The 20,052-nt window shown below is 71.0% G+C and carries 16 protein-coding genes, 2 tRNA genes and 1 pseudogene; 5 read left to right on the forward strand and 14 right to left on the reverse strand.

Features of this window, described 5'->3' with window-relative positions:
• Window positions 1–3 precede the first annotated feature (3 nt).
• Both NNW99_RS03725 and menC read left to right on the forward strand, forming a co-directional pair.
• Entirely contained in the window at window positions 4–918 is a 915-nt protein-coding gene (locus NNW99_RS03725; protein ID WP_251057694.1) for a chorismate synthase, read from the forward strand.
• On the forward strand, window positions 915–2,030 hold the full coding sequence (menC, locus tag NNW99_RS03730; protein WP_215117158.1) for an o-succinylbenzoate synthase: 1,116 nt from the start codon (window positions 915–917) through the stop codon (window positions 2,028–2,030). The genes NNW99_RS03725 and menC overlap by 4 nt, the downstream gene beginning before the upstream one ends.
• Window positions 2,031–2,055: 25 nt before the next feature.
• Here the strand turns inward: menC and NNW99_RS03735 are convergent, their stop codons facing one another.
• The 8 genes from NNW99_RS03735 to NNW99_RS03770 are packed head-to-tail and all read right to left on the reverse strand — an operon-like array spanning window position 2,056 to window position 12,660.
• Window positions 2,056–3,864 carry an ABC transporter ATP-binding protein gene (locus NNW99_RS03735; protein ID WP_215117159.1) on the reverse strand — a complete coding sequence of 603 codons (1,809 nt, stop codon included), beginning with the start codon at window positions 3,862–3,864 and terminating at the stop codon, window positions 2,056–2,058.
• Window positions 3,861–5,621: an ABC transporter ATP-binding protein gene (locus NNW99_RS03740; protein WP_251057695.1), complete on the reverse strand. Its 1,761-nt coding sequence runs from the start codon at window positions 5,619–5,621 to the stop codon at window positions 3,861–3,863. The genes NNW99_RS03735 and NNW99_RS03740 overlap by 4 nt, the downstream gene beginning before the upstream one ends.
• Complete coding sequence (locus tag NNW99_RS03745; RefSeq protein ID WP_215117160.1) at window positions 5,618–6,814, reverse strand: esterase family protein; 1,197 nt, start codon at window positions 6,812–6,814, stop codon at window positions 5,618–5,620. The genes NNW99_RS03740 and NNW99_RS03745 overlap by 4 nt, the downstream gene beginning before the upstream one ends.
• Window positions 6,807–7,661, reverse strand: coding sequence for an ABC transporter ATP-binding protein (locus NNW99_RS03750; RefSeq protein WP_251057696.1), 855 nt, complete (start codon window positions 7,659–7,661; stop codon window positions 6,807–6,809). Before NNW99_RS03750 ends, NNW99_RS03745 begins: the two co-directional genes overlap by 8 nt.
• Entirely contained in the window at window positions 7,658–8,695 is a 1,038-nt protein-coding gene (locus NNW99_RS03755) for an iron chelate uptake ABC transporter family permease subunit (protein ID WP_215124135.1), read from the reverse strand. The genes NNW99_RS03750 and NNW99_RS03755 overlap by 4 nt, the downstream gene beginning before the upstream one ends.
• A gap of 17 nt (window positions 8,696–8,712) precedes the next feature.
• Window positions 8,713–9,738 (reverse strand): iron ABC transporter permease, encoded by a 1,026-nt coding sequence (locus NNW99_RS03760; RefSeq protein WP_215117161.1) that lies wholly within the window; start codon window positions 9,736–9,738, stop codon window positions 8,713–8,715.
• Between the two features lie 13 nt (window positions 9,739–9,751).
• Window positions 9,752–10,738, reverse strand: coding sequence for an ABC transporter substrate-binding protein (locus NNW99_RS03765; RefSeq protein WP_215117163.1), 987 nt, complete (start codon window positions 10,736–10,738; stop codon window positions 9,752–9,754).
• A gap of 56 nt (window positions 10,739–10,794) precedes the next feature.
• Complete coding sequence (locus NNW99_RS03770; protein WP_215117164.1) at window positions 10,795–12,660, reverse strand: siderophore-interacting protein; 1,866 nt, start codon at window positions 12,658–12,660, stop codon at window positions 10,795–10,797.
• A gap of 128 nt (window positions 12,661–12,788) precedes the next feature.
• Between NNW99_RS03770 and NNW99_RS03775 the strand changes: the two genes are divergently transcribed.
• The gene (locus tag NNW99_RS03775; RefSeq protein WP_251057697.1) at window positions 12,789–14,396 is read left to right on the forward strand and encodes a helix-turn-helix domain-containing protein; all 1,608 of its coding nucleotides are present in this window, start codon (window positions 12,789–12,791) and stop codon (window positions 14,394–14,396) included.
• Window positions 14,397–14,548: 152 nt separating this feature from the next.
• Here NNW99_RS03775 and NNW99_RS03780 read toward each other — a convergent pair.
• Window positions 14,549–14,662: pseudogene (locus NNW99_RS03780) on the reverse strand (DNA-binding protein); the annotation flags it as partial.
• Here NNW99_RS03780 and NNW99_RS03785 point away from each other — a divergent pair.
• Window positions 14,650–15,369: a UTRA domain-containing protein gene (locus NNW99_RS03785; RefSeq protein WP_370869192.1), complete on the forward strand. Its 720-nt coding sequence runs from the start codon at window positions 14,650–14,652 to the stop codon at window positions 15,367–15,369. The pseudogene NNW99_RS03780 and the gene NNW99_RS03785 sit on opposite strands and share 13 nt — an antisense overlap.
• A gap of 191 nt (window positions 15,370–15,560) precedes the next feature.
• Here NNW99_RS03785 and NNW99_RS03790 read toward each other — a convergent pair whose 3' ends face one another.
• The gene (locus NNW99_RS03790) at window positions 15,561–15,920 is read right to left on the reverse strand and encodes a DUF6463 family protein (protein WP_215117165.1); all 360 of its coding nucleotides are present in this window, start codon (window positions 15,918–15,920) and stop codon (window positions 15,561–15,563) included.
• A 214-nt stretch (window positions 15,921–16,134) separates the two neighbouring features.
• On the opposite strand from NNW99_RS03790, the gene NNW99_RS03795 reads away from it, so the two are divergent.
• A tRNA-Arg gene (locus tag NNW99_RS03795) sits at window positions 16,135–16,210 on the forward strand.
• Window positions 16,211–16,652: 442 nt separating this feature from the next.
• Here NNW99_RS03795 and NNW99_RS03800 read toward each other — a convergent pair.
• The 4 genes from NNW99_RS03800 to NNW99_RS03815 form a co-directional block, all read right to left on the reverse strand.
• The gene (locus tag NNW99_RS03800) at window positions 16,653–17,651 is read right to left on the reverse strand and encodes a YdcF family protein (protein WP_215117166.1); all 999 of its coding nucleotides are present in this window, start codon (window positions 17,649–17,651) and stop codon (window positions 16,653–16,655) included.
• A 533-nt stretch (window positions 17,652–18,184) separates the two neighbouring features.
• Window positions 18,185–18,258, reverse strand: a tRNA-Pro gene (locus NNW99_RS03805).
• A 43-nt stretch (window positions 18,259–18,301) separates the two neighbouring features.
• Entirely contained in the window at window positions 18,302–18,535 is a 234-nt protein-coding gene (locus NNW99_RS03810; RefSeq protein ID WP_215117167.1) for a hypothetical protein, read from the reverse strand.
• Between the two features lie 184 nt (window positions 18,536–18,719).
• Complete coding sequence (locus NNW99_RS03815) at window positions 18,720–20,051, reverse strand: aromatic acid/H+ symport family MFS transporter (protein WP_215117168.1); 1,332 nt, start codon at window positions 20,049–20,051, stop codon at window positions 18,720–18,722.
• Window position 20,052 lies beyond the last annotated feature (1 nt).

The following is a 20,052-nucleotide window of genomic DNA, read 5'->3' on the forward strand; positions in this document are numbered from 1 at the left end:
CGCATGACACCTGTGACGATCTCCGCCGCCGGGCCCGGGCCGGCGGAAGCACCCCGCACGGCCGGGGGGACAGCGCCCGGTGCCTGGGCGGGTATCGCCGACGCCGCGGCCCGCACCGCCGGGGTCACGGTCCGTACCGTGCACGACGTGGCCGGTATCCACGCCGTGGCCGGTTTCTTCGCCGATGTGTGGCAGACGCCCAGGGCCACCCCGCCGTATCCGGCCGAGGTGCTGCACAGCCTGGTGCACGCCGGCGGGGCGGTGCACGCCGCGTACGCGGCCGGACCGTCGGGCGAGCGGCTCGCCGGGGCGGCGGTGGCGGTGTTCGGTGCCCCCGCCGAGCGGGACGTGTACTCGTTCGTCGCGGCGGCGACCGCGGCGGGCCGGGGGGTGGGGTTCGCGGTCAAGCAGGCGCAGCGGGTGTGGGCGCTGGAGCGGGGCGCCACCACGATGCGCTGGACGTTCGACCCGCTGGTGCGCCGCAACGCCCGCTTCAACCTGGTCAAACTGGGTGCGGTCGGCAGCGAGTACCTGGTCGACTTCTACGGGCCGATGAACGACGGTGTGAACGGCGGCGACGAGAGCGACCGGCTGACCATCACCTGGGACCTGGCGACGGGGACCACACGTACGGACGAGCCCACCGCGGGCCGCGCCGCGGCCGACGTCGTGACCCGGGCACCCGACGACGGGCCGCTCGCCCTGCGCGACGCGGACCGGCTGTGGTGCCGCGTACCCGAGGACATCGTCGCGCTGCGCGCCGCCGACCCGGCCCTCGCGCTCGCGTGGCGGCACGCCGTACGCGGGGTGTTCACGGAGGCGTACGCCGAGGGCCTGCGCGCGACGGCCATGTCACGCGACGGCTGGTACCTGCTGACCCGGACGCCCTTCAAGACGCCTCACGAAAGGCAGCGATGAAGCTCGAACGCGTGGAACTGCTCCACGTCGCCATCCCCCTCGTCACCCCGTTCCGCACGTCGTTCGGGACGATGACCAGCAAGGACACCTTCCTGCTGCGCGTGGTGACCGACGCGGCCGAGGGCTGGTCGGAATTCGCCGCCGACCCCGAGCCCCTGTACTGCTCGGAGTTCGTCGCCGGCGCCGAGATGGTGATCCGCGACTTCCTGCTGCCGAGGGTGGCCGCCCTCCCCGAGCCGACGACGGCGGCCGTCGCCCCCGCCATGGCCTCCGTCAAGGGCCACGAGCTGGCCAAGGCGGCCCTGGAGACCGCCCTCCTGGACGCGGAACTGCGCGCCTACGGGATGTCGTTGGCGACGTTCCTCGGCTCGGTGCACGAACGGGTACCTGCGGGTGTCTCGGTCGGCATCAAGAATTCCGTGCCCGAACTGCTGGACGACGTCGAGCGCTACCTCGACGAGGGCTACCTCCGCATCAAGCTGAAGATAGAGCCGGGCTGGGACGTGGAGCCGGTGCGCGCGGTACGCGACCGCTTCGGCGACGCGCTGCCGCTCCAGGTCGACGCCAACACCGCCTACACGCTCGCCGACGCCGACCAGCTGCGCCGGCTCGACGACTTCGGGCTGCTGCTGATCGAGGAGCCGCTGGAGGAGAACAACCTCCATGCCCACGCCCGGCTCCAGCAGCGCCTGCGCACCCCGGTGTGCCTCGACGAGTCGATCCACTCGGCGCGTGACGCCGCGTCCGCGATCGCGATGGACGCCTGCCGGGTCGTCAACGTCAAGCCGGCCCGCGTCGGCGGCTACCTCGAAGCGCGTCGCATCCACGACGTGTGCGCCGCCCACGGTGTGCCGGTGTGGTGCGGCGGCATGCTGGAGACGGGCATCGGCCGCGCCCCCAACCTGGCGCTGGCCGCCCTCCCGGGCTGCACGCTCCCCGGCGACACCTCGGCCTCCCGCCGCTACTTCGCGGAGGACATCACGGAACCGTTCGTCCTCCAGGACGGCCACCTCCCCGTCCCCACGTCACCCGGCATCGGCGTCACCCCGCTGCCGGACGCCCTCGCCCGCTTCACGACGTCTAGGCGGGAGCTGTTCGCGACACGGCGCTGAGAATGACCGCGGGCCGATTCCACCCTCATCTGTTCGCGCTGATGTGCTGCCCGGCTTGCCACACCGCCCACAGCCGGGCGTATGTGCCGCCGGCGGTGAGGAGTTCGTCATGGGTGCCGGTCTCGATGACGCGGCCGGCGTCCATGACCACGATCCGGTCGCACGTAGCCGCTTGGGAGAGCCGGTGAGCGATCACGATGCCGGTCCGGCCGGCGAGGACCGCTTCCGAGGCGCGGTCGAGCCGCTCGGCGTGGGCGGAACCGGCCTCGGCGGTGGCTTCGTCGAGGATCGCCAGCTCGGGGTCGGCAAGGAACAGGCGGGCGAGGGCGAGCTGTTGCGCCTGTGCATCGGTGAGCGGATGTCCGCCGGTGCCGACCACCGTGTCGAGGGCATCCGCCGACAGGTCCAGCAGATCGGCCGCACCGGTGGTTTCGAGCGCGGCGCGGATGTCGCGGTCGGTGGCGTCGGGGGCGGCGAGCGTGAGGTTCTCTCGCAGCGCCCCGGCGAACACGTGTACTTCCTGGGTGATCACCGCGGTGCGGCGGGGACGGGTCACGGTCCCGTCGTCAGGTCGGCGAACGCCCGCGATCACTGCGGCGAGCGTGGTCTTCCCCGCCCCGGACGGGCCGACGATCGCGAGGTGCTGACCATCCGGGATATCGAGGTCGATGCCATCGAGTACGGGTGGACCGTCGGCGTAGCGGAACGCGACCTCGCGGAGCCGAACGGCGGTGGCTGTGTCTGCCGGGTCCATCGGGTCCACCTCGTGTGTCGGGTCCACCTCGTCCATCGGGTCTGTCGGAGTCGTCGTCGCGTCGGCCGCGTCCACCGTCGGGATCGTGACGACTCCGATCACGCGGCTCAGCGAGGCGAGGGCCGACTGAAGGGTGTCGACGACGAACAGCAGCTGGTTGACCGGCCCCAGCAGGCGCAGCACGAGCAGCATGGCGGTGGTGGCACCGCCGACGGTTGAGGATCCGTGGTCGACGAGGACGAATCCGACGACGAGCACGGCGGCCAGGCTCAGGCATTCGCCGAGGTTGAGCCGGGCGTTGAGCATGCTCAGCACGGTGCGTGCCCGCAGCGACTGCACCGCGACGCCCCAGGAATCCGTCAGCACGGTGCGATGACGTCGCTCGGCGAGCCCGAAGCCGAGCACGGTGGCGTAGCCGCGCTGGGACTCGAGGATCTGCTGGGCACGCGCACTCATCGCCGCACGCTCGGCTCGGTACACCCGGGGCCCGGTGCGCAGGTACCACCGCATGGCGAGTGCGTATACCGGCAGCACGACGGCGAACGCGGCCGCGTAGGGCCATTCCAGCGCCGCGAGCCCGCCCAGCGACACGACGATGGTGAACGCGCTGACGGTGAGCGCGGGGATCACCGCGGGGGCGGCATCGGCCACGGCGGTGACGTCGTCGCTGGACCGGGATATCAGGTCCCCGGTACCGGCGCGCTCTACGAGGTGCTGCGGGAGCAGCATGGCGCGGCTGACGAGCCGCTCGCGCAGCGCGGCGAGGACGGCGTGGTAGACGCGGGTGGCGTGCACGATCGCCACCGCGGTGCCGGCGGCGCCGAGGACGCCGGAGAGCGCCATGACGGCCGTGACCGTCAGCACGGTGCCGAGATCCGCGGTGCCCGCCCGCACCCGGTCGACGAGGTACCCGATCGCCACCGGCGGAATCAGGTCGACAGCGGTGCTGACGATCCCGACCACGCCGACGGCGGCGAGCCGGAGCCGGTGTCCGCGGCTGAGCCGCCGGACCTCCGCGGCCGTCGCCCGGCCGCCCGCGACGGGCAGCGCCTGTCCGGTCGTAGCGGATGCCACGCTCATCCCACCGTCCTTCCGTGCAGGGGTGCGTCCCCGGCGTCCACGAACAGGTCGACGACGCGGTCGCACCGCCCGAGCAGTGCCGGGGACGAGGCGATCAGCAGCGTGGAGCGGCCCGCGCGGACGCCGCGCAGACGCACCGCGATCGCGTGCTCGGTGACCGGGTCCACCGCCGTGGTCGGGTCGTGCAGCACGAGCACCGGCGCATCGCTCGCCAGTGCGCGGGCGAGCGCGATCCGCTGGCGCTGGCCGCCGGAGAGGCGGTTGCCGTCCTCGCCGACCGGGAGATCGAGATCGGCGGCGAAGTCGTCGCAGGCCGCAGCTCGCACCGCGACATCGATCAGCTCTGGCGCGCCGGCGCCGGCGCCGGCGGTGAGGTTGTCGCGGATCGTTCCGCTGAACAGTGTGGCCCGGTGCGGGGCGACCGTGACCCGGGAGCGGTACTCCTGCGCGCTCAGCTCCCGTGCCGGGAGTCCGTCGAGGCGCGCCTCCACCTCGCCGCCGGTGCGCGGGTCCAGCAGCGCCCGGGCGATGCGGGCGGCGGTCCGGTCGTCGGCGCGCACTCCCACGAACTCTCCGGGGTCCACCCGGATCGTCGCAGCCTGCGCGGACACCTCCAGTACGGGCAGCGGCGCGACCTCTGCCCGTAGCGCGTCGTCCTGTCCGGGGCTCCCGCTGCCGGTGCCGTGCAGCACGTCGACGACGCGCGCGGACGCGGCGCGGGCTCCGGCGAGGTTGGGGACGGAGGCGCTCGCGATCGACTGGATCTGCGGCAGCAGTGCCTGGGTGAGGCCGACGGCGGCGATCAGCTCGCCGATGCTCAGCCGCCCGTCCACGGCGAACCAGCCCGCCAGCCCCATCACCGCGGCGACGAACGCGCTGCTGACCGCACCCGAGCCCGCGAGGAACCTCCCCAGCAGTCCCGCGTTGCGCTGGGCCCCGACGAGGGTCTCCTGGCTCGCCTGCCGGTACCTCCTTGTCGCCTCGGCCTCGGCGTGTATGCCCTTGACCACCCGGTAGCCGGCGACCAGATCCGTGGCCCGTCCGACGGTGGAGGCCAAGAGCTCCTGGTACGCGCGGGTGTCCCGGGAGAGCCGCTCGCTGAGCACGCCCATCAGCCACACCGCGGCAGGCGCTCCCAGCAGCACCACGAGCCCGAGCAGCCAGTGCGTCGCCAGCAGCGATACGGCGATGAACCCGATGGCCGCGATCCTCGACACCGGCAGGATCAGCAGGATCACCGCGTTGGCCAGGCGGGCGACGTCGCTGGTCATCACCGAGACGACGCTGCCGTCCGGCGCCCGCGCCGCACCGCCGGCCGGATGCAGCACGGCGGTCGAGAGGGTGCTCCGGAGCCGGTGCTGCAGCAGCTGTACCGCATACGAGGTCAGCCGATTCGCCAACTTCGCCGCCACCGTCAACACGGCGTACAGGGCCATCAGCACGCCGAGCCACAGCACCAGCTGCCCCGCGTTCCCGGTCGCCAGCGCCCGGTCGATGGCGACACCCATCACCACAGGTACCGCCGACTCGCCCACCTGCCACACGACCGCGAGCAGCATCGCCGGAACGGTGACCCGCTTCACCGAGAAGATCACACGCAGCAGGAACCGACCCGGAGTCATACCCGCTCCGGCTTCGAACGGCGGAGCCTCGTCCGGTTCGGGGGGCGACTGCAGCAGCGTGGGCAGCCGGCGGGTCAGAGGTCCTCGCCCCAGTCCCGCGGTGTCGGCGCCCGAGAAACGCGAGGAGTCGCTCACGCGTGGCTCCGGTCGCTGTTCCCGAGCGGGAAGCACCAGAGCAGGGCATCGGCGAAGAGTCCCCGCCACCACGCGTAGTCGTGTCCGCCGGCGAACTCCCGGTAGCGGGTGTCGTAGCCCTTCGCGGTGAGCACGTGGTCCAGCCAGCGGCTGTGGGTGTTCGAGCCCTCCAGCTCTCCGACGTCGTGGAAGATGCGGACCGGTGCCGCTTCCGCGGCGAGGTGGTCGGCGATCAGCGTCGGTACGGGGGCGCGCCGCAGCAGCTCGCCCGCCCCGGTGCCCCACGTGAGGTCAGGGTGGTATCCGCACGACGGGGACTGGAGGATGGCGTTGCCGAACGCCGTCGGGTGGTGGAGCGCTGTCCAGCCGGCACACAAGCCGCCGAAGCTCTCACCGGCCAGCGCCACATCGGCGGGGTCGCGCGAGAGCGGATACCGGTGGTGGAGCCACGGCAGCAGTTCTTCGACCAGCATCCGGGAGAAGGCCGGATCGCAGAGCAGCTCTTTGTCGCGCTGCGATCCGGGCTGTTCGACGAGGATCACGGCACAGGGCCGGATCAGTCCCGCCTCGACAAGGGCGTCACGAACGCTCGGCGCGCTGTGACCCGGTGTCCCGTCCAGGTGGATCACGAAGGGCAGTGCGCTCCCGTCCGGGAGGTCGCCAGGGGGCATCGAGATCCAGACGCGGCGTTCGTTTCCCAGCGACTCACTCGCCAGCACGGCGGAATCCATGGCCGGGGCCGGCCGCGCTTCGGCCTGGTCGAGCCAGGGCAACGGCGCCGCGTCGGGCAGCACCGCCACCGAGGCCCCGGAGAACCGCTCCACCGAGCACTCCGAGAACCTCGGCGGCGGGTTGAACGGGTCCGGGACCTGTTCGCCCTCACGCGCCGGCCCACCTCGTGTGAACACGTACGAGAAGCGCAGGTCGGAACGCATCCGCAGGGTGAGCACGCGAAACGGCGTCCCCGCCACCGAGGTGAACTCCGTGCCGATCGGGTTGAAGCCGATTCTGGGGCCGATCACCACCGAGAGGGTGACCGTCGTGTCGTCCCCGGGCTCGTCGACGAACGTCACCTCCACCTCGTCCGCGCAGACCCGCTCGACAAGCGGTGTACCCGACTGCTCGAGATGTCGTCTGAACCTCTCCGGGCTCCACTCACCGGTCGACAGCTTTTCGACAGACGGATCAGACATGTATCGCGCTTTCCGCATCGGTGTGGTCAGCGGACCTGTGCCGGGTTCGTTCGCGGCCGAGCGGCACCACCTGGGGGCTGCCGGACACCGGATCACGCATCACCAGGCAGCGCAGACCGAACACCTCCTCGACCAGCTCGGCCGTGACGACCTCGTCCGGAGTTCCCTCGACGACCACGGCACCGTCCTTCATGGCGATCAGGTGGGTGCCGTAGCGGGCAGCGTGGTTGAGGTCGTGCAGTACGGCGACCAGGGTGTGGCCGGCGTGGTGCAGGTCGGTGAACAGCTCGAGCAGCTCGATCTGGTGGGTGATGTCGAGGAAGGTGGTCGGCTCGTCGAGCAGCATGATGTCGGTGTGCTGCGCCAGCGCCATCGCCACCCACACGCGCTGGCGCTGCCCGCCCGACAGCTCGTCCACCAGGCGCCCGGACAGGTCGGTGACCGAGGTCTGGCGCATCGCCCTGAGCACGGCCCGCTCGTCGTCCTCGGTCCACTGCCGGATGAACCCCTGGTGGGGGTACCGTCCCCGGGCCACCAGGTCGGCGACGGTGATCCCGTCCGGGGCGATCGAGCTCTGCGGCAGCAGTCCGACCCGCCGCGCCACCTCTTTGGTCCGGTAGGAGCCGATGTCGGCACCGTCGAGGACGATCTGCCCGGCCGACGGCTTCAGCAGTCGGGACAGGCCGCGCAGCAGGGTGGACTTGCCGCACGCGTTCGGGCCGACGACGACCGTGAACGACTCGTCGGGGATCGCCACCGAGAGGTGCTCGGAGATGATCCGCTTGTCGTAGCCGATCGTCGCCGACTCCACACTCAGGCGCGCGGTGTCGGGCGGGATTGCGCTCACAGGCGTCTCCTTGCTTCGGTGAACAGCAGGTATCCGAGGTAGCCGCCGCCGAGCACGACGGTGATGATGCCGACCGGCAGCGGGGTGGGGGCGGCGTGCTGGGCGAGGTAGTCCGACGCCAGGCACAGCAGCGCCCCGACGAAGGCGGCGGGAGCGAGGGTGATCCCCGCGGTGCGGGCGAGTCGGCGTCCGATCTGCGGGGCGACCAGGGAGATGAACGCGATCGGCCCCGACGCTGCCGTGACCGTCGCCGTCAGCGCCACTGCCACCAGGATCAGGCCCAGGCGTGCGGGCGAGACCCGTACCCCTTGCGAGGCGGCCACGTCGTCACCCAGCTGCATCTGCCGCAGCGGCCGGCTCAACATCCCGGCCAGCAGCAGGAGTACGGCGATGCAGGCGCCGCCGATGACGACCCGGTCCCAGGAGACGCCGTTGAGCGACCCGGCACCCCACGCGGCCGCGGACATCGCCTGGTCCAGGTCGGCCTTGAGGATGAGCCAGGTGTTGAGCGACTCGAGCATCGCCGCGACGCCGATGCCGACGACGATCAGCCGGAACCCCTGCACTCCTCGTCGGTGGGCGAGCACGTACACGCCCACGGCGGTGGCCGTACCGCCCAGCAACGCACCGCCGACCAGCTGCGCGTAGGTGCCGTTGACGACCAGGATCACGACCAGCGCCCCGGTGTAGGAGCCCTGGGAGAACCCGATGAGGCCGGGGTCGGCGAGAGGGTTGCGCAACAGTGACTGGAAGACGGCCCCGCTCACTCCCAGAGCAGCGCCGAACACCAGCGCCGCGGACACCCGGGGCAGCCGCCACTCGACCACGATGTCGCGGACCATGCCGGTCTCCCGGCCGGTCAGTGCGGAGAGCACCTGCCCGGGACTCAGCGCGTACGAACCGGTCATCAGCGCGAGCACCGCCGTACCGGCGACCGCGACCGCGAGCACCGTGCAGACGACGACCGGGCGCCATTGGAGCCGCACCGCGATCCGCCCGCGCCGCAGCACCAGCACCCGCCGCCCGAAGTCCACCTGCGGAATGGGCGTGTTCACAGTCCGCTCGCCTTCTTCCGCCGCGCCAGCGCGACAAGGACGGGAGCGCCGACGAAGGCGGTGACGATCCCCACGGGGAGCTCACCGGGTCTCATCACGACGCGTCCGAGGATGTCGGAGGCCAGCAGCAGGCTCGGGGCGAGGAGGACGCTGTACCCGAAGATCCAGCGTTGGTCCGGGCCGACGATCCAGCGGGCCACGTGCGGCACCATGAGTCCGACGAATCCGATGGGTCCGGTGATCGCGGTGGCACCACCGGCGAGGAGGGTGAGCGCGATCACCGCGAGCACACGGGTGCGTGCCAACCGGACCCCTTGGGTGACCGCCAGCTCGTCACCCAGAGCCAGAGCGTTGAGCGGGCCCGACACGGCGAAGGCCAGGACGAGTGCCACCGCGAAGAACGGCAGGACCGGCCATACGACCTCGAGCGGGCGACCCGCGATCGACCCGGCGTTCCAGTACCGCATCGCGTCGAAGGCGTCCGGGTCGGTCAGCTGGAGCGCCTCCCTGGCGCCGCCGAGCACGGCGCCGACGCAGACCCCGGCGAGCACCAGGACCACCGGTGAGGAGCCCTTCCGGGTCGACCCGAGAGCGAGCACCAGGAGCGTGACGATCAACGCCCCCGCGAACGCGAACCACATGTAGCCCTGCGATGTGCGGACGCCGAGCAGGCCCACGGCGACCGTCACCGCGAAGGACGCACCGGCATGGACGCCGAGGACACCCGGATCGGCCAGGGGATTGCGGATGAGCGCCTGGATCAGCGCGCCCGACAGACCGAGTGCGACGCCGACCACCAGACCCACGATCGTGCGCGGCAGCCGGAAGTCGCGGATCGCGAACTGATCAGGGTTGGAAGGCGGGTTGGACAGTGCGTCCCAGATCACCGAGACCGGTATCGCTTGGGAGCCGACCATCACGCTGAGCACCATCAGCACGATCAACGCGGCGAGGGCTGCGACCAGCCCGATGACGCGGCGGCGTCGATGCGAGACCGGGGACCTTGCTCTGTTTTCCTTCATGGTCGGGGGTGTTCTACTGCGGAGGGAGCGTCGCCAGAGCACGGTCGAGCGAGTCCAGGTACCGCAGGACGGGCCCGTAGGAGTTGTTGCCGGGGCAGAAGAGTCCGAGCGCGCGACCGGAGCTCACGGCGGGCAGCGCCTTCCACGTGTTGGTCTTGGTCACCGGCACGAAGGGCTCGGTCGGCCGGCCCTCGGCGTCGACGGGGTAGGTGATCACGCCGTACTCGGACAGCTCACCGATCTGCTCGAACGGCAGGGACTCGTAGGCCAGGGGTTCCTTGCCCTCGGCCGCCTCGGGCAGGTCGAGGCCGATGTCGTCCCGGGCGATCTCGGAGCAGCCGATGTCCGCGATGTAGAACGTTCCGGGATCGCTCCAGTCTCCCCGGGAGACATCGACGAACGAGGTGTCGGCGATGGTCTTGCGGTAGGTCTCCTTGATCTTGCCGACCTTCTCCTTGAACTCCGCCTTCTGCCGGCCGAGTTCGTCCGTGACGTTGCCGGCCTTGCCGATCTCGTCGGCGAAAGCCTTCCACTCGGTGTCGAGCCCCCAGTACACGGTCGGGGCGATCGACTCGAGTCGCTTGCCGACCTTGCCCCAGTCGTTCGAGTGGAACTGGACCAGGATGAGGTCCGGCTTGAGGGCGGCGAGCTTCTCGAGGTCCACCTCGCCCCCGTCGCTGCCGACCACCTCGGCTGCCTCGTACGCGGTCTTCTGTTCCTGCGGCAGCACGTCGAGTTCGGAGTCCGACACCTCGGTGACGCCCACCGGCTTGCCACCCAGATCGATGAAGGGGAGGTTCGTGTTGCCGATCGTGACGATCCGCCGGGGGTCGGCGGGAATCTTGACGGTGCCGTTCTCGGCCTTGACGCTGTGGGTCTCGGCGGCGGCCTTGTCGCCGGTGTCGTCACCGTCACCGCCGCAGGCGGTGAGGACGAGCGACGTACTCAACAGGGCGGCGGCGAGGGCCGTGCCGCGTCTCGTTACAGGCGTGCTGCTCATGGTGGTTTTTCTTTCTCTTCTTGCCCGGGTGGAGGCGTGAGCTCGGGTGGCGGGGATCAGTCAGCGGTGGCGCGGACGAGTTCGTGGACGGTGACGCCCAGGCCGACGGTGCGCGCCGACCTGCGCGTGAGGCCGGCCCGGGCGATGACGGCGTCCAGCTCCGCTGCGGTACGGAGGCCGGAGCCGTGGCAGACCAGGCCGATCAGGTCTTCCTCGCCGTCGTGCTCGTCGAGGTCGTCGGTGTCGAAGACCTCCTCGATCAGCAGCACTCGTCCACCGAGGGTGAGGTTCTCGGCTGCCCGGCGCAGTGCGTGAGCGGCGTCGGCGTCGGGCAGGGTCTTGAAGGCGCGGCTGATGAGCACGGCGTCGGCTGCCGGGCCGGCCTCGAAGACGGACTGCTCCAGCACGCCGACCCGCGTGCGTTGCCGCTCGTCGGGAATCGTGGCGGGCAGGTCGCGGCGCAGCCAGTCGGCCTGGGCGGGCAGGGCGCAGATCGTCACGCGAAGGCTCTCGTGGGCCGCGACGTACTCACGGGCGTGAGCGCCGGCACCACCGGAGTGGATCACCAGGTGCCGGACTCCGGCGAGCAGGTCGGACGTGGCGATCGGTCCGGCCAGTGCGGGCTGGAACTTCGCCAGGCGCTCCAGGTGGCGGTCCTCGTAGTCCTGCTCGGCCCGCACCTCGGCGAAGGTCCGGCCGGTGACCGAGACGTAGGCGGGCCGACCGGTGCGGACCGACTCCGTGAGTCCGTGGATCCCGAGCATCTCGCGGCCGACCACCCCGGCGGAGTGGAGCCGATCGGCGATGAACTCGAGAGTGAGGACATCGCCGACGGGCGTCAGGGCGTAGTGACATGGTTCCGTCTCGGTCACCACGTCCAGGGTGTGCAGGTAACGCAGCAGCTTGCCCAGAGCGCGCTCGTCGGCGCCGGCCTTGGCGGCAAGCTCGGTCACGCCGGTCACGCCGCGGGAGATCAGGTCGGGAACGCCCAGCTCGACGGCGGCGCGGATCGCGATCGGCGCGACGAGCCCGGTCAGGTCGTGGAGCTTCTGGAACGGGGTGACCGTCCTCTCCGGGTCGGGTACCGCCCCGTCGGTCTCCAGGGCGACGACCGCGGAGCGACGCCAGTAGCCGGCGAAGTCGATGTCCTCCTTGGGCACGCCACGGTCCTCGACCAGGTGCCGGCGGATGTCCCGGACGGCCGTGTGCTCGCCGGCCAGCCACACGAACGTCTGGCCCGGCCACCACTGCGTACCGCGCACGGCCTCGGTGAGCAGCGACACGGTCCCGGCCGCCCTGCCGGAGCGGACCAGCCACGTCACGTCCACCCCGGGCAGCTCGCGCAGCTCCTGGCGGTGGGCGTCCTCGGCGATCTCGATGAACACCTGCGCCCGGGCGTCGGACGGGAGTTCGTCGAGCAGGCGGCCGATCGCGGGGAGTGCGGTGTCGTCGCCTGCCACGAGCCACCAGTCGGCGCCGACCGGGAGCTCCTTCGACGTGCGCGGGCCGCTGACGTGGATCCGGTCACCCGGCCGGGTGCGACAGGCCCACGCCGTTCCCACGCCCACCCCGTGCTTGACGAAGTCCACGTCCAGCTCGCCCGCCTCCGGGTCCCACCGGCGGACCGTGTAGGCCCTCGACAGCGGTCGAGGATCCTTGGGCACGATCAACTGGGCCTCGCCCTGGACCGGGAGCACCGGATCGCGCTGACCCGGGTGCGGGAAGTAGAACGCGAGGTCGTCGTCGAAGCCCTTGGACTCGAAGGCCGGCCGCACGAAGCCGTCCGCGGTGGTGAACGCACGCAACTGTTCGCCGCTCAGCGTGACCCGCCGCATTCCCGGGGTGTGGTCGACGGTCCGGACCACCTCGACCTCACGCAGGGTCGGCGGGTACACGGTGAGCCGGCGCGAGGTTCTGGGCATGCGGGGAACCGAGCTTTCTCATCGCTTCGAGGGAAGGAGCCGCGCGCCGGCATCGGGAGGGCGCGTATCGGTAAGGTTAGGGGAACCTTACCTTGGATGGTGTGCGCAGACTGCCGTACGGTTAGGACATGGTTTCGCCCTCATCGCTCGTCACGGGTTCCGGCTGCCCTCCGCCGATTCCGGGCGCGCGGTGGAGTCCGGCGGACGCGCCCGTGCGACCGCTGCTGCTGTGGGTGCGCACCGGTACGGCGCACGTGCGTCTCGGCAGCGGGCCGGTGCTCCGCCTCAGGGCCGGCGAAGGCGCCTGGATTCCCGCGGACGGGCGGGCGGAGCGGGCGATCACCACCGAGCCGGGCACTGTCGCCTTCCCGCTGTGTCCCCATGCCGGCGTCGGGGCTCGGGGGTTGTCGGAACTGACGCGGTTCGATGTTCCCAGCGGCTGGCAGGACTGGTTGATCCAGCTCTTCAACCTGCAGGTCACTCCGTTCAGCGGCCGCGGGTACTCCCCCGAGGCGATCGCGGAGCTCCTTCGGCGTCCCGGCTCGCGTTCGCCGGCGCCCGCCGTGGCCGGGCGAGATCCGAGCCCGGAGGGGTTCGCCTCGCCGGCGATGCCGCGGGCCCGCGGCGCCAGAGCGGTCGCCGACGAACTGATGCGCGACCCCGCGCTCGACCTCACGGTCGAGCAATGGGCATCGCGCGTGCTCTCCAGCGCGCGCACGCTTCGCCGTGACTTCCTCGCCGACACCGGGCTCACGTTCGAGCGGTGGCGGCTGCACTGCCGACTCGGCGCCGCCGTGGAGTTCCTCGCCGCCGGCTACGACGTGGACCAGGTGGCTGGTCTGGTGGGCTTCGCCAGCCGCAACGGCCTCACGCGGGCCTTCAAGGGACGATTCGGGCTGACCCCCCACGAGTTCGGACGGGCGCTTTTCGCCCGACCTGGCGCCGGTGGACTGACCCAACGGGCGGCGGCGGCACGGCAGACCGACGACCTGATCCGGATGACGCGCGAGGTGAACACTCCCACCGCGCCTGAGATGCTGCCCGCGGCCAGCACACCGTCACACACCAACGACATCCACGTCCTCAGCTGGATGTATCGAGGCAGCGGGTACCTGGACATCGGCGGCCGGCGCTACGAGCGGGAGCGAGGCGTGGCGACCTGGATCCCGGCAGAGATGGAACATGTCACCGGCCTCCGCGAGAACTCCGTCTCCCTGCCGCTGGGCAACGCGAGTACCGCCGACCTCCATCTGACCGAGCCGCTGCAGGTGCGGTTCTCGCCCGCGTGGGACGACTACTTGATGTTCTGCTCGATCAGCGCCCGGTCCGGGCTGCGTCCCGACGACCACAACCCCCGCCACATCCTCGACCTGTTCGCGGAACAGGTCGCCGCGCAGCGAGCGCTGTCGGTGCCGATGCCCACCGATCCGCGGGCGCGGGCTGTCGCGATGGAGTGCTTGCGTCGTATCGGCGAGCCCGGCGGAACGCATGACGTGGATGTCCGTGCCGAGATCCACCGCGCCTTCCGCGACGAGACAGGTATGACACTCGGCCGCTGGCGCTATGCCGCCCGCATGCGCATCGCCCGCGACCTGCTCGCCGGGGGCGCCTCGCCCAGCGCCGTCGCACGCCGGATCGGGTACGCCCACCTCCCCACGTTCAGCGCCGCCTTCTCCCGCTTCCACGGACTCTCGCCACGCGAATACCAGGAACGCGAGGCTGCCAAGAGCCACTGAGAGGACGTTCGCACCGTCTGCGCCCAGGCGTTCGGAGCTGCGTGGGATGCCGTGGGCGTCAGGCGTGCAGGCCGTACGGCGAGCGAACCCGCCGCTCAGCCGGATCCGGCGATCCGGCGATCCGGCCAGAGAGGTCGCCTCGACCGCGGAAATCACACCCCTACGAGCCGGACCCGATCGCCGTAGAGCTTGACCATGTCGTCAATATCGGAGGTCAACATGACCACAGGGCGGCGCTGTCGCAGCGCGGCCTCTGCGACCGCCGCACGTGCCAAGACCTGACGGCGACCACCATCGCTCTGTTGCGGGCCAAGCCCACCCAGTTCGCACCTGCGGCCGTGCGCACCGCTCTGCGCGAGTGGGCGTTCAACACGAACAGGCGCCCCGACGCACTGTACGCGCTGGGGTTGGCACTGACGTCGCCGAGCCCGGGCAACGGGTCCGGGTCGTCCGGTCGTCGGCGCGAGAGCGGCCCGACGTGTCACCGTTCCGGGCGGACATGAAAGCCGTGGACAGGCAAGGGGATTGGGAGAGCCGGACCGAGGCCAAGGTGCCCGCTCCGGCGGACATCGCGGCGCGGCTCGGCATCGCCGAGGGTGACCTGTGCGTCCGGACGACGTACGAGTTCCTGGCCGACGGCAGGCCGGTGCAGCTGTCGACGAGTTGGGAGCCGTACGACCTCACCGCCGGCACGCTCGTCGTCCTCCCCGAGGGAGGGCCGCATGCCGGGGCGGGCGTCGTGAATCGGATGGCCGCGATCGGCGTCAGCGTCAGCCACGCCGTGGAGCAGCCGGAGCCGAGGCAGGCGACCGCCGAGGAGGCGTCACTTCTCGGCATCCAGAAGGCCGCGCTCGTGACGCACATCCGGCGGACGTACTACAGCAACGACGGGCGGCCCGTGGAAACGGCGGACATCGTGGTGCCCGCCGCTCACTGCGAGATCGTCTACGAGATCCCGATCAACCGTCACTAGGCCATCTCGTGTGGATTACCTGATCGCTGGGCTGGTTGTGCCTTTGACTGATGCTCAGTGGGCGCGGATCGAGCCGTTATTGCCGGGCCGGATGCCGAAGCGGGGTGGCCGGTGGCGTGACCAGGGTGATCGATGCGATCGCCTGGAAGTTTCAGACTGGATCGCAGTGGGTGCATCTGAAACACAACGGCTTAGCCGCGCAGCGACCTGCGCAGCAGGAGGCCGCCGATCCCCACCAGGGTAGGGAAACCGCTCTTCGGCATGGCCGCGGTGCCCGTCACGCCGACGGCGGTCAGAACGACGCCCGCGGCGCGCTGGGCCGGGATGTCCTTGTGCTCCTCCGCCGACCGGAGCAGTCGGCCGCCCATCCACAGGGTCGGCGCAGCGGCCATGAACCAGAAGGCGGCGGCGCGATCGCCCCGGTCGGGCACGGAGTTGAGAAGGTTTCCGCGAACCATGTCGGCGAACACATCGCGGTAGATCACGGCGCCGATGGCAGCGTGACCGACGCCGACAACCTGGAGCCAGTGTCCTGCTGAATGTCGCTTCATGGCCTCATCGTATGGGCCGGCCTAGGGCGTCCCCCAGGGGCCTGGCCCGCAGGCTCGTGTCAGCAGGAGGCAAGTGATCCCGTTGAAGGGAGCAGTGGAACAGAACATTGCCCGCTGATCGAAACGAAGGCCCCTAGCCCTGCCCCTGCCACCTGTCGAAGTCGAATGCGTGTCGAAGGTCGATCGGCGAGACACCCAGCGGCGGAAGAGACGCAGGTCAGCGGCAGACTGACACCCGACACACCAGGCGCCTTCTAAGCGCTTGGCCGCAGGTTCGAGTCCTGCCGGGGGCGCAAGTCTCCGCCCTCCCTTGGGAGAGGGCTTTTTGCTGGTTGAGGTGGGTGCTGGCTGGCGCGACGTGGCCCTGGGCGCCCTCTTGGTGATCAAGGGTGGGATCTGGGTTTGTCCGGCTGTCGCCTCAGGAAGCGCCTTGTCCAGCGTTCCGGCAATCCGATGGATCGGTGCCCAGACCGACGGATCGTCGACAACTCGACTGAGGTCCGTCATCTGCAGCTTCTCCAGCCAGTGCGACAGCACCAGTCCTCGTCACTCGTCAGCTTGATCGTGACCTGGCCATCGCCCACGAACGCCCCCCTACGGCTCGGTCCCCGCCCCGGGCACATGAACCTACTGATCCTCGACCTTGACCAAACACCTATGGGCACCCCCCTCAACCGCGCCATGTACGGCGCGCCCTCGTGAGGACCTCTTAAGAGGTCTGCGGCCGGCGCTTCAGTGCTCGAAGACCGCCGTCGCCACCGGCACTGCAAGCAGCAGGCTGAGTCCGACCAGGGGGAGGCGGTCCAGCCACAGGATGGCGGCGAATTCGCGCAGTGTCGCGGCCAGCCAGTAGGCGGGGGAGGTCGGCGCGCCCACGACGTGCACGGGCACGCCGACGCGGCGGGCCAGCAGGGTCGTGCGGTAGACGTGGAAGCCGCTGGTGACCACCGTGGCACGGTGGCCGGGCGTGGTGCCGTCCACGAGCGCCGCGCTGAAGCGGAGGTTCTGCCCGGTGTTGACGGAGCGGTCTTCCCGCACGATCCGGTCGTCGGGCACTCCGCGTCCGCGCAGATAGTCGGCCATCGCGTCCGCCTCGGAGCGGACCTCGTCGTCGCCCTGGCCGCCCGAGACGATGAACACCAAACGAGGCGTGTCCGGTGCGCGGGCGGCGTCGAGCGCGAGGGCACGCTCCAGCCTGCGGGTCAGCAGCGGGCCGGGCCGGTCGCCGTTGAGCCCGGCGCCCAGGACGACGACATGGGTGGTTTCCGGCAGGGGGCTGCTACGGCCCCGGACGAACACGTAGCCGGCGAACACGAGGAAGAGCAGAGTGAGGTATCCCGCGGCCGCGTTCACCGCGACCACGAGGGCACCGAACGCCTCGCCGCCGACCGCGTGGAAGACCGCGTCGAGGCCGAGCACCGCCAGCACCGCGCAGCCGGCGGCCCCGGTCGCCAGCAGGGCTGCCTGCGGTCCGTAGCGCCGGACCAGGAGCACGCCGTCGGCCAGCAGTAGCAGGCCCAGCGCGAGCGCCAGGAGCAGGGCGGCGACGGCGAGGACGGTGGCGATGGTCGGGTGGGCTTCCGCACTGCGATCAGCCAAGCCGAGTCCGGCAGAGGTCACCGCGAGGCAGAACAGGACGGCGGTGGAGAACCGGTGCGGTGCCAGCAGGGCGTTGACGACGCCGCCCGCGGCGAACACGACCGCAGCGAGGTACTCCGGGTACTCCGGCATGTGCCGCACCGCTCCGCTCTCCCGCCCGCCTCTCGCCGCCCGCGGGTTCCCGGACCCGGCACGGACGGCTGCCGGCCATCCTCCCAGACCTGCTGTGGTGCGCCGAACGCGGGTGGGCGGTGGAGCGTTCGGCGAGACCGGCATGTCGCGGCCGCGCAGGACGCACAGATGGACGGTGTGCCCTACAGCCCGGTGCAGATCCACCAGGTACGGAAGCGCGACGCGACGGACGGCTCCTTCGAGCGACACTGCACCGATGGCCATCATCTGTAACGCGATCCGGTAGCCGGTGCCTTCATGTCGACCGCCCCACCCTCGGACGGCGGCACGTTCCCAGCTTGACGGAGCAGCACGGCGCCGTACGAGTCAGCGCGCCACGCGCCCCACTCACGCTTCCCGCAGCGACTGTCCTCACCCGATAACACCGGTCAAGAACCGCTGGTCCCCAACTTGTCCCAACTGGTCCCCGAACAATGGGTGAGGGGCGGTTTCGGATTGCTCCGAAACCGCCCCTCAGCTGCGACTCCATAGAGTCGGGACGACAGGATTTGAACCTGCGACCCCTTGACCCCCAGTCAAGTGCGCTACCAAGCTGCGCCACGTCCCGATGCGTCTCGCGCGGGTGAACCGCGTGATCGCGCAGGTCAACCCTACCGCACCCGGGGAGGGGCCTCGGCCTCGCGGCCCTCGGGGTGGCTCCGGCCGGTGTGGGCCCCGGTCCGGCCGGCGAGGCCCACGGTCGAGACGGCCACGGCGAGGACGGCCCACCAGGGGATCTCCGCCTTGGTCGCGTGGCCGGCGCAGGCCGCGACGGCCAGGAGTGCCGGGACGGCACCCCCGATCAGTCCGGCACGCCGGACGGTTCGGTGCCGCGTCTCGTCCACGTCGTGGTCCCCATTCGCCTGCTCGATCGCGCGCCCTGAGAAGCTCCACTCCCGGGCATATGCCGCAAACAATACGCGAAGTCGACGGCAACTCCCTACCAGGGCATACAGGTTGAGACGGACACCAGATGATGTGCCGCTTATCACCCGATCTTCGGAGGTGCCCCGTGGCCGGGCCCCCTGGTCAGTGCGCGCCGATCAGCGCCCGGCCCGCTCCGTCCCCGGCCGGTCGGCGCGCACCCCGCCACGCGGCCAGGCCGATGAAGACCATGGAGGACAGGCCCGCCAGCGCGAAGGCGGTGAAGCCCCAGTCGCCCTTGTTCGCGGCGAGCAACTGTCCGCCGAGCCACGGTCCGAAGACGGCGCCGAAGCGGCCCATGCCGGAGGTCCAGCCGACGGCGGTGGCGCGACTCTGCGGCGCCGAGCGGATGGAGACGGTCGCGTAGATCATGGTCTGGGCGCTGTTGAGGAAGACGCCGGTGAGGAAGACGACCGTGAAGGTCAGCGCGAGCGGCATGCGGACGCTGAGCAGGAAGACGCCGACGGCGGTCAGCGCGAACCAGATCGCCGAGATGCGCGGGGCGCCGAACCGGTCGGCGGCCCGTCCCGCGATCAGCATGCCGACGATGCCGCCGAGGTTGAACAGGACGACGAAGGTGAGGGCGGAGCCGAGTTCGTAGCCCTCGCCGCGCATCAGGGTGGGCAGCCAGGTGGCGACGCCGTAGACGAGGAGCAGACCGCCGAAGGACGCGATCCAGTAGAGCAGGGTCTGGATCCACTCGCCGCCGCGGAAGAGGTGGGCCAGGGAGGCCCAGCGGGAGGGGGCGGGGGCGCCGTCGTCCGGCTTCGCCGGGGGGAGTTCGACGGCGTAGCGGCGCGCCAGTGCGTGCGCCTCCTCGGTGCGGCCCTTGGCGAGCAGGAAGCCGAGCGATTCGGGCAGGAACTTCGCGAGCACCGGCACGAAGAGCAGCGGGGCGACGCAGACCCAGAAGGCGGCGCGCCAGCCGAGCGGCTCGACGACCCACAGGGCCACATATGCGGAGAGGATGCCGCCGGTGTGGTGGGCCGTCATCAGCAGGCCGATGGTGAGGGCGCCGCGGCCGCGCGGGGCGTAGTCGGAGACCATGCTGATCGCGGTGGGCAGCAGGCCGCCGAGGCCGATGCCGGCCAGGGTGCGGCCGAGGCCGAACACCGCGATGCCGTTCGCTATCGCGCACAGGCCCGAGGCCAGCGAGAAGAGGGCGACGCAGCCGACCATCAGCTTCTTGCGGCCGATCCGGTCGGCGACCGTGCCCGCGGTGAGGGCGCCGATCAGCATGCCGAAGGTGGCGTAGCTGCCGAGGTCTCCGGCCTGGTCCGGGGTGATGCCGAGGGCCCGCTCCGCCAGCATGTGGGGCAGCACCGAGCCGTAGATGAACATGTCGAGGCCGTCGAAGAGGACGGCCAGCCAGCACAGGGCCACGACCAGGAGGGCGAGTCTGCCTACGCGAGCGGTCGAGGAGGGTGAGGAGGGCATC

Source organism: Streptomyces sp. CRCS-T-1, from assembly GCF_024442335.1.
Lineage (GTDB): Bacteria > Actinomycetota > Actinomycetes > Streptomycetales > Streptomycetaceae > Streptomyces > Streptomyces koelreuteriae.